The organism is Qipengyuania sp. S6317L1 (assembly GCF_023015615.1).
GTDB lineage: Bacteria > Pseudomonadota > Alphaproteobacteria > Sphingomonadales > Sphingomonadaceae > Erythrobacter.
In genome coordinates this window covers 22155-35584 of the sequence record NZ_JALKAJ010000003.1, presented here as the reverse complement: position 1 = coordinate 35584, position 13430 = coordinate 22155, and the positions used below count along the sequence as shown (strand labels likewise).

The following is a 13430-nucleotide window of genomic DNA, read 5'->3' as shown; positions in this document are numbered from 1 at the left end:
AAAGGTCCGATTAAGCACTTTTAACCAGACCTAAGGGAAAGCCCTCTTGCCACCCCTTCGCTTCGTCTTGTTGGAAAGCATGTACTCAATTTGTTCTCAAAGAACAAGAGGGGAACGAAATTTTTCTTCAAACCCCTCCAGACCGCCTCACGGAAGCTTCACCCGCCAGCGGACATCGCGCGTTTCATAAGGGGCGAGAACGAGCTTGCCGAAGACCTGCCCGTTCTTCGTTTCGGTTTGACCAAGAGGCCATCGAACTTGCCCCGAGCCGGCGCGACCAAGGACGATGCGCGTTTCGACGCTGTGATTATTGGCATTGGTGAATTCGGCAGTGATCGCTCTCCATTTGCTCTCATCGCGTTCATCATCAAATGCCTCCAATGGTCTGCAACTGGCGCTGACGTGCTGGCTTTGCCCAAGATCAAGCTCGATATCCTGACCCACTGCATAATCGCGCAGTGAATTTTCATTCACCAGCAGCGGGCCAAAGGAACTGGGTTCGAACAGGTTGAAGGCCCCTTGAGGAAGGGCAATGCCCAGCCCCTGCTCGTTCTCGTTTTCGGTTTGCAGGAAGATCGTGGCCTGCCGGATACCCGTCTGCGGATTTCGGCGGATCAATGAGGAGGCCCCGCAATTGATCTCGTAAATATAGCGCGCGCTGACATCGTCCCTGTTCAGAAAGGCGACCTGCTTGATCCCTTGCGCGCTCACCGTTACCCGTTCGGGCACGCGGTAGAGTTTGAGGTCACCCAGTTGCTCTTCCGACGCTTCCATTACTTCCGAACTGAGCGCCATGGCGGCCATCGGCGCAGGTTGCAGGCTCTCCGTTCGTTTCATTGCAGTCACGACGATCACATCGTTTTCTGCATAATCAGCGTATTGCTGGAACGTCAGCGGGTCAGCATATCGCGGAATGGGTGAGCCTGCCGCCGTGCTGCCAAGGGGATAGCAGGACAGGCGCAGCGGCTCTCCGCTTGGAGGATCGGCCAGCTCGGCATAGTCGGAAACAACGCTAAGCTCGCCAGCCACCACGAGCAGCTGCGCATCATCGAAACTCTGGGCGTTGTCATTGAGGACGGTGAGCCAACTGAGCAGGCCCATCTCGAAATCATCGGCCCCGCCCTGCTCTTTCAAGGAGGCGACATAGTTCGCCTGCCAATCGAAACCCCATGAAAGGTAGGTCAGCGTAACCGCATAGGTCCCGCCGGTTTCGTCTCTTGTGTCGATGGAAAAGACCGGCTGAGCCGACAGCCCATCGGGTACGCGGTCAAAACCCAGCGTTTCGGGAAGGCCGGCGCAGCGCACCGCCTCGAAACCATCGCCCGTTTGCAAGACCAGCCCGCCATCTGCGCGCGTGCGCACGATCGCCTGCTCGGATACGGCATTGCCGGTTGCGGGATTGGTTCGCGCGATCGTCACACGGTTCCCGAGCGCGCCGTTGACGAGCGCTGCAGGAGACAACAGTTCGGCATTGCGATTTTTCTCTATCGTGCCGCCCGGAAGGCCGGTGACAATGGCGCTGACGCCCACCATGCCTTCTGCCACCCCTTCAAACCGGATCGTGCTTTCGCCCGGCGGCAGCGTCACTTCGCGCCTTTCGCTGATCATCGCAAAGCCGCGGGGGTAGTCGGCGTTCATTGCCTCACCCTCGGACCGATTGGGGTCACGGTAGATCGTGACCGAGAGATCGCTTGGCGGCTTGGCGTAGACGACCTGACGCTCAGCAGCGATGGTATCGGGCGCAGGGTCGGATGCAGCGTTATCGTGCGCAAGCACCGGCATCGCCGCAGGCACAGATGCGAGCGCCAGACCGAGCGCTGTTGTAAAAGATGGGGAACGCGTCATGCGGGTGCGCTCCTGTCAGTAACGTGTTTCGTAAACGACCCTTACGACCCGCTTGCCCTCGGCAGGCACAGGGACGATCCATTTGCGGGTGTCGGCATTGATCTGCTCGCCTTCGATATCCTCGCTCGTGATGCGATAATCATAGGCATACCAATACCGCATCAGCCCCGATTGGGTGAGATCGACCTCGACGCTTTGCGCTTTGGCATTGGTCAGCGTGTAGCGCATTGTGGTCCGATAGAATGTCTTTGGTCGCTCGACATCATATTGGCGCGTTACCTCGCCATCTTCGATCACGCGGTAACGCGCTGTGCGCTCCCATTCGGCGGAAGTGATTTTTTCGCGCGATTCGACCTCGGCCTGAACGCTGATGTCAAAGGCCGAGCCGGTTTGCAGCAAAAGCTCGCTGCCCATGGGAGTGTGGCCAAGCCCGTTTTCGCCAATAAATTGCGGCGTCCCCTGGCTGTCGCGTTGATAGAAGCGCACCGTGCCAGCAGGCAGAGCATCGCCCAACCCCTGATCGCGGGAGGTTGAAAACGAGATGCCCGAAAAGACGTTCACCGGATTGCTATCGTTGGCAAGCCAGCCGACATTACGGGTGTAAACCTTGCGAGCGGGTACGGCCTGCACATCAAGAAAGCTCACCTGCTTTGTTTGCGCATTGGCAATCGTGGTTCGCTCGGCAATGGGGTAGAGGTAAAAGTCGCCCAGACGCTCACGGTCGGCGGCCTCGGTTCCAATTGATATTGCACCCATGTTACCAAAGCCGCGCCGTCCCCGCCCGTTGGTCGTCGGATCGCCTGCAACCAGCAATGTGTTTGCGCGGTGGAATGTGGTGCCGGTATTGTTTGTGAGCGTGACCCAGCCCTGCATATCGATCGTGCTGTCTTCTTCGTTGAACAAAGCAACGTAATCCGCGCTCCAGCCGAGCCCGCTCGACAGATAGCGGATCGAAACCGGGCGTCGCCCTGACCTCTCGCTTTCCAGATTGACCGAAAGCGTAGGGCGCGCACGCAGGTTTGGCGGCACTTCGTCAAAGATCACACGGACCGGCAGACCATCATCGCGCAGGACCTCGATCCGGTCCCCGATCTGGACAACCACGCCGCCCGCCGTGGAAAGTACCTTGGCCCGCTCGCGCGTTTCACGGCCTGTGGCAGGGTTCGTGCGCAACAGGGTCACGGTCTCACCAATGGCTTTATCCATCAGCTTGCCGGGGGTCAGCAAATCGAAATCGAAATTCTGTTCGATGATCGTGGTTCGCGGAGCGTAGAAGCTTAAGGTCTGCGGGCTGATGCTCGCGGAAACATCGGGCAGTTCAACCCGGCTGCGCCCCCTGTCGATATCGATCTGGCGCACGTCCTGGATAAGCGCGCGATTGGAATTGTAGATGGTGACGGACACATCGCCCTGAGCCGTCTCCTCTCCGCTTGCGTTAATCGACTGCGATGCCGCCGCAGAGCTCAAAAGCGCGCCTGCGCTCAATGCCAAAAGCCAATGTGCCTGTTTCATGCGACCTCCCCAATTGCGTTGCACGAAGCGTGCGATTTGTGAGCTTTACGCGATATGAATGCGCGTTCCAGCCCGTTTAGTCGACCTCTTGTGCGCGTGCCTCGGCCATTACCATGGCGACTTTCTCGGTTATGGCCGCCACGCTGAAGGGCTTGGGCAGAAAGTGCATTTTCGGAATGTCGATGTCCTTGCGAAGGGCCTCTTCGGCGTAACCCGACATGAACAACACCGGGATTTCGGGATTGGCCTTGCGGATGGCACGCACCATTGCCGGACCGTCCATTCCCGGCATGACGACATCGCTCACCACGATGTCAAAATCCGCATCGGGTGCCTCCATTGCTTCCAGCCCATCCTCGCCATCCGAACAGGCGGTGATCTCATATCCGGCCCGCGCGAGAGCGCGTTCGGCAACCGCGCGGACCATGTCCTCGTCCTCGACCAGCAAGACCTTACCACCTGCCGACCATTCCGAAGACGCCTCTGGCACGGGCGCTTTGCGCCGTTGCGGCGCTTCGCCGGCGTGAACCGGGAAATAGATCGTGAAGCGCGCGCCGATGGAGCCACCTGAATTGCCGGTCGCGTTGTCGGCAAAGATATAGCCGCCCGATTGTTTGACGATGCCGTAAACGGTCGAAAGGCCAAGCCCTGTGCCCTTCCCCTGTTCTTTCGTGGTGAAAAAGGGTTCGAACAATTTGGGCAGAACCTTGGGCGGAATACCGCCACCGTTATCCTGAACTATAAGGACGGTATAATCGGCTGCGGGCAGGATTTCAGAGCCCAGCTTTACCACCTCGTGCGATTTGACCGAACGGGTGAGGAGCGAAATGCGGCCCTTCACCTTCTCAGCCCGTGTGCGCCCATGCGCGCCATTCATATTGATTGCATCGCGCGCATTGACGGCAAGGTTCATGATCACCTGCTCAAGCTGCTGCGGGTCGGCGCGCACCGGGCCCAGATTGCGGTCATGCTGAACGAAATAGTCGATTTTTTCGCCGACGAGCCGCTTGATGAGGGGGCCCACCTCGCTGATCACATCGGGCAGTTGCAGGATTTCCGGACGCAATGTCTGCTGGCGCGAGAAGGCGAGCAATTGCCGCGTCAAAGAAGCCGCACGGTTGGAGTTTGCACGGATCTGCTGGATGTCGTCATAGTCGCTGTCGCCCGGCGTATGGCGCAGCAGCATCAGGTCGCACGTGCCGATAATCGCGGTCAGCACATTGTTGAAGTCATGCGCGACACCGCCGGCAAGCTGGCCCACGGCTTGCATCTTGGTCGCTTGCGCCACCTGGCGTTTGAGCTGCGTTTCCTCAGAGGTATCGGCAAGGCTGATGAGCACCGCCGCCTCGCCAAGCCCGCGCACCCCGACGAGCCCCATCGAGACGGGTTCATCGGGCGATGCAGACAGACGGACCGCCATATCTCCCCGGTTCGCAGGGCCCCTGCCATACCGGCGCACCGCATCGGAAAGCGCCCCCTTGTCTTCGCGCACCACAAGATCAGTGGGAAACGAGGGAAGCTGCCCCTCCGCACGCCCGACCGAACGTAAGAAAGCGTCATTGCCAAACAGGAAACGCCCGTCCCGGTCGGTCATCGCAAGGCCGAGCGGCAATTGCGACAACAGCGCCTCGAGTTGGGCAACGCCCGCCTGCGCCGAGCCATCCCAACCGCTGCCAACACCAACTCCGCTATCGACGAGCAACATGAGCGTGGTGCCCTCATCCGGGCTTGGCGGCAGGCCCGCCTGCCCCACCTCGGCCAGCGGCACGTCGATCAACGTTTGCGGAGTGCCATTGCGGCCTTCTCGCGCAAAGAAGATGCGTTCGCGCTCGTCCGCGCGCAGGAAGGAGACAAACGACTGCCCGACAAGCGTCGCCGTCGCATCACCCACCGCTCTTTCGGCAAATCCTGCCCCGACGCTCCGGATGGTGCCATCTGGCGCGGTGATCGCCGCCTCGATCCCCGCCCGGCTGAGCATGGCACCAAACGGGCCGGAGAGGTTCATCTGAACCGCTTCGCCCGGCGTCGGAATGGCAAGGCGTTCAAACCGCCAGATCAGGTGGTCTTCACCCCGCCCCGCGCGGGAGACCGTAACCGCCCAGCTGCGCAAAGAGATATCTTCGAACTTTTCAATCGCGGCATCGCCATCGCGCCATGCTTCGCGTGCGGCACGGTTCAGCGCCTCCAGCCCGGAACGCTCTGCCTTCAGGACTGGCGGCGAGGTTTGTGTGCCGAAACCTTGTGTGTAGGCGCTGTTGGCGCAAACCAGCCGGTTGGCCCTGTCGGTGATCGCAATCGCCGCCGCGCCTGCGCCACCCTCGATCGCGGCAACCGTCACCGACCAGTCCGGGCTTGAGACTTCGGCAGCTTCTGGCGGCTTGGTAAAGCGTTCTGCGGCTGCCGCTCCAAACAACAGCACGGTAAGCCCGCCGAAATAAACGCCCGTCATCACCGCGCTCGAAGTCGCGGCGAACAAGGCAACCGCACTCAAGACAAGGGCAACACCCACGATGATCAGCAAGGTGCGTCCTGACTGCGCTTCGGGCAAAGTGCCGAGCGCGCCAGATTGATCGCCGGTGTCTGAGATTTTCTTGGTCACGCCTTGGCTTGCCTTTGATGATCCGGAACCAGTCAGACCGGAGCTGTCTTGGCGCAGATACTACTGCGCGCCGCCACCAAGGTCGAGGTCGTCCCCCGCACGTTTCAAACGTTTTGCCCGTTTGCGTGAAACTTTGCGCGCAACGATCACCCGCCAGATACCGCTCGCAAGCAGATAGCCCACCGCTGATGAAATGACCGCCAGAACAAGAAAGCCGAGAACGGTCACTCCGGCCAATTGGAATGCGTCAACGATGTAGTCCCACCAGACCCCTTCGGCCTGCTCCATCACGATACCCGATGCCGCGGCATCGATGCGCAGGATAAAATTGCCGACACGATTGGCGATCACTGCCCAGAAAGCGATGGTGAACGGGTTGGTGACAAACGTTACCGCCGCAGCCAGCGGCACATTGGCGCGCGCAGGCCAGGCGAGGAACGCCGCCAGAAAAATCTGGCCCACAGGAATGATGAAGGCTGCAAACAGGCCAAGCGCCACACCGCGCGGGACCGAGCGCCGGGTAAAGCGCCAGAGTTCAGGGTTGAGGAAGCGGTGGGCAATGGGCGCCAGATACTTGTTCTTCGCCATATCTTCGCGGTTGGGCATAGTGCGGCTCAACCGATGTTTCATCCACGCCCATGGGTTGGGCAGAAAGCCCGGGGGTGAAGAGGAGGAAGAAGGAGACTGCGCGCTCATAATCTTACAATATTACCACCAATGCCCATCTGGCCGTGCGAGGATATTCGCGATCAGGCCAGGCGGGCGCCGCCACTGATCGCATATGGGTATCACTAAGCGCCTGACCAATGGGTGAACTGGATTAATGACATTATTACGTCCCTTAAGACGCGCGCTTCGTCATATCTGTTCCAAAATGCACAAAACTTATCAGCGTTCTCGCATCAAACGCGCCTTGTCGCGCTTCCAATCACGCTCTTTGATGGTGGCGCGTTTGTCATGGGCCTGCTTACCCTTGGCAAGCGCCAGCTCGACCTTCGCGCGGCCCGTGCGGTTGAAGTAGATCGACAGGGGCACAAGCGTCATGCCCTTGCGCTCAACCGCGCCGAACAGCTTGTTGATCTCGCGCCCGTTGAGCAGCAATTTGCGGGGCCTGCGCGGTTCGTGGTTCTGGCGGTTGCCGTGTGAATATTCCGGAATGTTGGAATTGATCAGCCAAACCTCGCCATCACGCACTTCGGCATAGCTTTCCGCGATGGTCGCCTGACCTGCACGCAAGGCCTTCACCTCGGTACCCTGAAGCGCAAGTCCGGCTTCGAACTTTTCCTCGATGTGATAGTCGAAGCGCGCCCGCCGATTTTCGGCGACCGTTTTCAATTTGTCGAAAGTTTCAGGTTTGGGACGTGCCATGATGCTGCGCGAGATAGGCTGCGAGTTGCCGCTTGCCAAGCGGTGACATTCGGGCACAGAGGGATTTGTGAGCGAGGAACCTTCAAAAATGCACGCGGCTGATTGGACAGATTTCAAAATTGGAGACGAAAGCATTGCTCCGGGCAGCCAGGCCGATGTTGGCCTGCCGATCACCACTCTGGCGACCGGCTACGACTCGCAACTTGCCGTGCGCGTGCTGCACGGGGCAAAGCCCGGACCAACGGTGTTCATCAGCGGGGCTATCCACGGCAATGAATTGAACGGAACCGCGATTGTTCAACGCCTCGCAGCACAAATCGACGCAGGCAATCTTGCAGGCACGCTATTGCTGGTACCGGTTGCCAATATCTTCGGATTTCTGACCCGCAGCCGCTATTTGCCCGACAGGCGCGACCTCAACCGCTCATTTCCCGGAAGCGCGGGCGGTTCGCTCGCGGCACAGGTCGCCAATGTGTTCTTCAGCGAGATCGTGAACAGAGCATCACTTGGCATTGATATCCACACCGCCGCAATCCACCGCTACAACCTGCCGCAAATCCGCATCGCAGCCGGCAATGAAAGACTACTCGAGCTTGCAAGGGCGTTTGGCGCGCCGGTCATCATCGAAAGCCCGTTGCGCGACGGATCGCTTCGCGCGCTCGCTGATAGTGAAGGCGTCGATATGCTGCTCATGGAAGCGGGCGAGGCGCTGCGCTTTGACCGCTTTTCCATTCAAACGGGTGTTGCCGGAGTGAAGCGGGTGCTGGCGCATCTGGCGATGATTGAACAGGGCGCAGAACTGCTTGAACTCCATCCGTCTGCGCGCTCGAAAAAGACGCAATGGGTCCGCTCTCCCAGAGGGGGTGTGTCGCACCGGGTGCGCAAATCAGGCGATGCAGTCAGGAAAGGCGATCTCCTCGCGGCCGTAACCGGGCTTTTGGGTGAAGATCCGGAAGAGATTTTGAGCCCGATCGACGGCATTATTATCGGCCATGCGACCTTGCCGGTCGTCCATCAAGGCGATGCCATGTTTCACATCGCCCAAGTCGAAGATGCCCAGCGCCTCGGCGAGCGGATCGAAAGCTTGAGCGATGCGATTTATGCAGGGGAAACCGGAGGCTTTGCCGAAACCCTGCTCGACGAGGACGAGGTGCTTTAGACCAATCCTGCGTGTTCGAGAGCTTCGTCCACCGCTTTGCGCGATGCTTCGGAAGCTTCGACAATGGGCAGGCGAACGCTTGGCGAAAACCATTCCTGCACCCGGCTGAGCGCATATTTGACCGGAGCAGGCGAGGCATCGGAAAACATTGCGTAATGCAGCGGGAAAAGGCGGTCGTTCAATTCACGCGCGCGCTTCAACTCATTGTTGTTGATCGCTTCCTGAAATTCAGCGCACAGCGCCGGCGCAACATTCGCAGTCACCGATATTGCGCCCCTGCCCCCTGCTGCATTGTGCGGCAACCACAATTCGTCATTGCCCGAAAGCTGACAGAAATCGCGGCCGATGCCCATGCGGTGATCGGCCACGCGCGACAAATCGCCTGACGCATCCTTGATCGCGACGATCTGTTCGGGATATTTTTTGACAAGCGCGACCACCGTTTCGTCTTCGATATCGGTCACGGTGCGGCTGGGCACGTTGTAAAGAACGATCGGAAGATCGCATTTTTCCGCAAGATAGCTGAAATGCGCCATCAATCCTGCCTGGCTTGGCCGGTTGTAATAAGGCGCTACGCACAGTCCTGCTGCTGCGCCCGCTTTCTTGGCGAAGTTCATGTGCAGCGCGGCATTGCGCGTATCGTTCGAGCCGCAGCCCGCGATAACCGGAACGCGCCCGGCGGCCTGTTCGATGCACACTTCGATCACGCGATGATGCTCTGCATTGGACAGCGTGGAGGCTTCTCCCGTGGTCCCGCATGGCACAAGCGCGCTACTCCCGCTTTCGATCTGCCAGTCGACAAGCTTGCGAAAGGCGCTCTCGTCAAACGATCCGTCGCGAAAAGGAGTCGCTAGAGCGGGAATGGAGCCGCTGAACATTGTGTAATTCCTGTATTGATCAATAGTCGTGAAATTGGTTGAAAGGGGACAAATTCCCCAACCTGTTCAGCGCCTACTAAGGAGCCCACCTGCAATATGTCCAGCATGGTCAGAAATTTGCTTACATCCCCGATTGCCCTTGCCGCGGTTGCTGTGTGCTCGATTGGCGCCTTTGCCTCGCCCTCGTCCGCTCAAATGAGCGGGTCCGAGAGGGGCGGCAATATGGTCGCCGGACAGCCGCAATTTGCCGGCGCAGCCATCGCCAGGTGGGAGCGGCTTCAGGGAAATGGCGAATTCTCGTTCAGCGAATATGCCGGCTTTGCGCTGGCCTATCCCGATTTTCCACGCATGGAGATTATTCGCAGAAAAGCGGAAGACCGGCTGGACGAAGAGGCCCCGCCGCGCGATCAGATCCTCGAATTTTTTGACGCCCACCCGCCGGTGACGAATGCAGGACGTGCGCGCTATGCTCTGGCTCTCGCCGGCGCTCAGCGCGAAGATGCGTATGCCGTTGCAACGCAAGCCTGGCGCGGGGGTTCGATGTCCGGACCTGCCGAAGCGTATCTGCTCGGACTTTTCGGATCGCGCTTTTCCGAAGACGATCACGCAGCGCGCATGGATGCGTTGTTGTGGCAGAGCGATGCCGAGGCGGCAGAGCGGCACATGATAAATGTTTCGCCTGCGAAACGAGAACTGGCGATGGCGCGTCTGGCGCTTGTGCGCGGTTCGACGCCGCAGGCAGCGGGCCTTCCCACGCCCACAGGCGCGCTTGGCGATGCGGGCTATGTCTATAATCTAGCGCGCTATTATCTGGCTCGCCGCGACACGGGCAGCGCGATCAACCTTCTCAAAACCCGTCCCGATTTCGCATCGCCTGCGCTCGATAGCGAAGCGCTCGTTGGCGTAATCCTGAGCACTGCCGAGGCGGCCAATGCTTCGGACACTGTGCGGATCGCGACCAAGATTGACGATCTGTTTGCGCCGGGAACGGACATTTCCGAAGGCTCCTTCCGTCTTCGTGACCGCTATACCGACCTCATGTGGATGGGGGGCACCAATGCCTTGTGGCGGCTTGGCGACGGGGCAACAGCAGCGCCCCTGTTCTTCCGTTATGGAGAGGCAGCCAAAACGCCATTGACCAAGTCGAAGGGCTATTTCTGGGCGGGACGCGCAGCGCGCGATGCCGGGCAGAATGCCGACGCGACACGCTATTTCGAGATGGCGGCGCAGTATCCGCACTACTATTACGGCCAGCTTGCGCTTGGCGCGCTTGGCCGCCCAATGCCGCAATTTGCCCCGCTTCCCCAAGTCGACATGAACGCAAACGAGCGCGCCGAGTTTGAAGCGCGTCCGTTGGTGAAGGCGATCCGTTCCATCGCGAGCAACCGCCAGAAATGGCAGACCGAACGCCGGTTCTTCCAGGCGATCGGGGCAAGCGCCCAAACGCCTGAAGATGTGGCCGCCTATGCGCAGCTTGCGGCTGAAACCGGCCTTCCTGAAATGGCCGTTGTTGTCGGCATGGAAGCGGGCGCGAACGGTATCAAGGACGTAGAGCGCGCAGGATTTCCCATTGTGCCGACGCCGCGCGTCAATGACTGGACCATGGCGCACGCGATCATGCGGCAGGAAAGCGAGTTTGACCGCACCCGGCGCAGCCACGCCAACGCCATCGGCATGATGCAGCTTCTGCGCAGCACTGCGCGCGAAGAGGCGGGCATCCTTGGCATCCAATATATGAGCGCCAATCTTACCGAAGACCCGCTCTACAATATCACGCTTGGTGATGCGCACTTTGCGCGGCGCATGGACCTATATGATGGTGCCTATCCGCTGGCGATTGCGAGCTATAACGCTGGCCCGGGCCGTGTGCGCGAATGGGTGCGGCTCAATGGCGATCCGCGCTATGGCAGCGTCGATTGGGTCGAGTGGATCGAGAAAATCCCCTCGAATTTTGAAACGCGCTATTACGTGATGCGCGTGATCGGCAATGCGGTGACGTATTCGCACATGTATCCGGGCGAAGCAGGTCTGCCGCGCACGGTCGATACGTTCCTGCCCTGAACACTTCTGATGGCGAACAGGCCCGGTCCCCCCATCACCCCGCAAGGCATGGCGGCGCTAAAGGCGCGCTATGATCACCTGCTGGGCAAGGAACGCCCCGAGATCGTCGAGATCGTCAGCTGGGCGGCGGGCAATGGCGACCGGTCGGAAAATGGCGACTACCTTTATGGCCGCAAGCGTATGCGCGAGATTGACCGCGAGCTTGGCTATCTCTCGCGCCGGATGAAGGCGTGCCGCGTGGTCGTTCCGTCTGATCAACCCGACAAGACGCGCGTGTTCTTCGGCGCAAAGGTTGAACTTGCGGACGAGGACGATGAGCGCAAGCACCTGCAGATTGTGGGCGATGATGAACAGGACGCAGGCCAAGGCCGGATCGGATGGTCGTCACCCATCGCCAAGGCATTGAAAGGCGCATCAATCGGGGATTGTCGCACGGTAAAGCTTCCCGGCGGCCTCAAGGAATGGGAAGTCATGGCGGTGAGTTATGACTAAAGCTGCCCTGCCCCTTCTCGCGCTTCTGGCTATTTCAGCGCCTGCAACCGCTCGCGACAGCCTAGGCGTGTATTCCAATTGGGCCGCTTTTCGCGATGATACGCCCAGCCGTTGCTATGCCATCGCCAAGCCGCGCGGCAACAACGCATCGGCCTCTTTCGCCAGCGTCGCCACATGGCCGGACAAAGGCATTCGCGGGCAACTGCACTTACGACTATCGCGCGCGGTTGGCGATGACGGTGACGCCGTGCTCAGTATTGGTGGCGAGGAATTTGCGCTGGTCGCCAAGGGCCGCAATGCCTGGGCAAGCGATGGCCGCATGGACGCACAGATCGTTGCCGCCATGCGCTCTGCCTCGCGCATGAGCGTCGCAGCGCGCGGCGCGAATGGTGCGCGCTTCTCCGACCGATACAGCCTGACAGGCGCGGCGACCGCAATGGACGCGGCAACAGTGGGATGCGCACGCTAATTATCTCAAGGCGTATCGAAGTGCCGCGCCCGGAAAAAAAGCCGGCCCCATCACAGATGAGACCGGCTCGGTTTTCAGTCGGTTGTGTGCCCGATTAGAAGCGGAAACCCACTCCGGCCATTACCTGGTGCCGGTCGAGGTCGATGTCGCCAAGCTCGACATCGCCAAGGCCGTCATCTTCAAAATCGATTTCAGCATCGGTGTAGTTCGAATAGCGGTATTCGACCTTGGCGTAAGTGTTCGTGCCAAGGAGATATTCGAGGCCGGCGCCGAGACGAAAACCGTCGGTGTCGATCGAACTGCGGAACTCATCGCCGTCAAACGATGCAGAGACGTTGTAACGCGCATTGGTGTAACCACCCTTGGCGTAAACCAGGGCATTCTCACCGACGCGGGCGCCGATGCGCGCGCCAAGATAAATGTCGCGGCCGCTTTCAACGTCGCCAAAGCCGAAGCCTTCGAAGTCGCCCTCGTCCACTTCAACTTCTGCGGTTGAATCGCTCAATTCGGCCTCGACGCCAAGCACAACGCCGCCTGCGTTGAAATCATAGCCTGCCTCAACGCCATAACCGAACCCTTCGATTGATTCATCGTTGTCCTCGTTCAGGTCATCATCAACGTCGCTACCTGCGCGGCTTGTATCAAAGCCGGCAATCACGCCTACGCGCGGACCGGTGAAGGGATCATCGCTGCTTTGAGCCATGGCAGGAGCAGAAGTTGCTGCGACCGATGCGGCGGCGAGAAGATACAGTTTGTAGTTCATTTGGTACTCCATGAAATTGACGTGCCCATTTGCAGGCGCGTTAATTTCCCAACGGCGCACGAACCGAGATGTTTCATTAACCTCGCACAACAGGATTATGTTGCAAAAGAGACACAAAGTGTAAGTTGGAGTGTTCTTTTCGTGCGCCCAACTGATGGGCGTCTTGGGCATCGACGAAGCGTTAGCTGTGCTCGGCCAATGCAGGGAACGAAAACAGACCATGGAGGATTTTCGCGCCCGCCCCGTCTTAAGCGTGTTCGCACCGATCCCTTTGATTTGTTCGA

Annotated in this window: 11 protein-coding genes; 4 read left to right on the top strand and 7 right to left on the bottom strand. The window is 59.5% G+C overall.

All coding sequences use genetic code 11. The features are described 5' to 3' along the window. Positions 1–147: 147 nt before the first annotated feature. The 5 genes from MWU38_RS07825 to smpB all read right to left on the bottom strand — a co-directional run bounded on the left by MWU38_RS07825 (position 148) and on the right by smpB (position 7324). Complete coding sequence (locus MWU38_RS07825; RefSeq protein WP_247271298.1) at positions 148–1845, bottom strand: hypothetical protein; 1698 nt, start codon at positions 1843–1845, stop codon at positions 148–150. 15 nt (positions 1846–1860) lie between these two features. Next, on the bottom strand, positions 1861–3357 hold the full coding sequence (locus MWU38_RS07820) for a DUF4139 domain-containing protein (protein ID WP_247271297.1): 1497 nt from the start codon (positions 3355–3357) through the stop codon (positions 1861–1863). Between the two features lie 76 nt (positions 3358–3433). Then, positions 3434–5806 (bottom strand): PAS domain-containing sensor histidine kinase, encoded by a 2373-nt coding sequence (locus MWU38_RS07815; RefSeq protein ID WP_247271557.1) that lies wholly within the window; start codon positions 5804–5806, stop codon positions 3434–3436. A 210-nt stretch (positions 5807–6016) separates the two neighbouring features. Next, complete coding sequence (locus tag MWU38_RS07810) at positions 6017–6562, bottom strand: DUF2062 domain-containing protein (RefSeq protein WP_247271296.1); 546 nt, start codon at positions 6560–6562, stop codon at positions 6017–6019. A 282-nt stretch (positions 6563–6844) separates the two neighbouring features. After that, complete coding sequence (gene smpB / locus MWU38_RS07805; RefSeq protein ID WP_247271295.1) at positions 6845–7324, bottom strand: SsrA-binding protein SmpB; 480 nt, start codon at positions 7322–7324, stop codon at positions 6845–6847. 67 nt (positions 7325–7391) lie between these two features. Between smpB and MWU38_RS07800 the strand changes: the two genes are divergently transcribed. After that, positions 7392–8483: a succinylglutamate desuccinylase/aspartoacylase family protein gene (locus MWU38_RS07800; RefSeq protein ID WP_247271294.1), complete on the top strand. Its 1092-nt coding sequence runs from the start codon at positions 7392–7394 to the stop codon at positions 8481–8483. On the opposite strand, the gene dapA is transcribed toward MWU38_RS07800, so the two are convergent. Further along, positions 8480–9361 (bottom strand): 4-hydroxy-tetrahydrodipicolinate synthase, encoded by an 882-nt coding sequence (gene dapA / locus MWU38_RS07795; protein ID WP_247271293.1) that lies wholly within the window; start codon positions 9359–9361, stop codon positions 8480–8482. The genes MWU38_RS07800 and dapA overlap by 4 nt on opposite strands. Before the next feature lie 195 nt (positions 9362–9556). Between dapA and MWU38_RS07790 the strand changes: the two genes are divergently transcribed. Genes MWU38_RS07790 through MWU38_RS07780 form a run of 3 tightly spaced genes read left to right on the top strand, consistent with a single transcriptional unit; the run spans position 9557 to position 12383 of the window. Then, the gene (locus tag MWU38_RS07790; RefSeq protein WP_247271292.1) at positions 9557–11422 is read left to right on the top strand and encodes a lytic transglycosylase domain-containing protein; all 1866 of its coding nucleotides are present in this window, start codon (positions 9557–9559) and stop codon (positions 11420–11422) included. A 9-nt stretch (positions 11423–11431) separates the two neighbouring features. After that, a complete protein-coding gene (locus MWU38_RS07785) occupies positions 11432–11914 on the top strand; it encodes a GreA/GreB family elongation factor (RefSeq protein WP_247271291.1) in 483 nt (160 codons plus the stop codon). Beyond that, a complete protein-coding gene (locus tag MWU38_RS07780; protein WP_247271290.1) occupies positions 11907–12383 on the top strand; it encodes a hypothetical protein in 477 nt (158 codons plus the stop codon). Before MWU38_RS07785 ends, MWU38_RS07780 begins: the two co-directional genes overlap by 8 nt. Positions 12384–12477: 94 nt before the next feature. Here MWU38_RS07780 and MWU38_RS07775 read toward each other — a convergent pair whose 3' ends face one another. After that, entirely contained in the window at positions 12478–13146 is a 669-nt protein-coding gene (locus MWU38_RS07775) for a porin family protein (RefSeq protein ID WP_247271289.1), read from the bottom strand. Between the last annotated feature and the right edge of the window lie 284 nt (positions 13147–13430).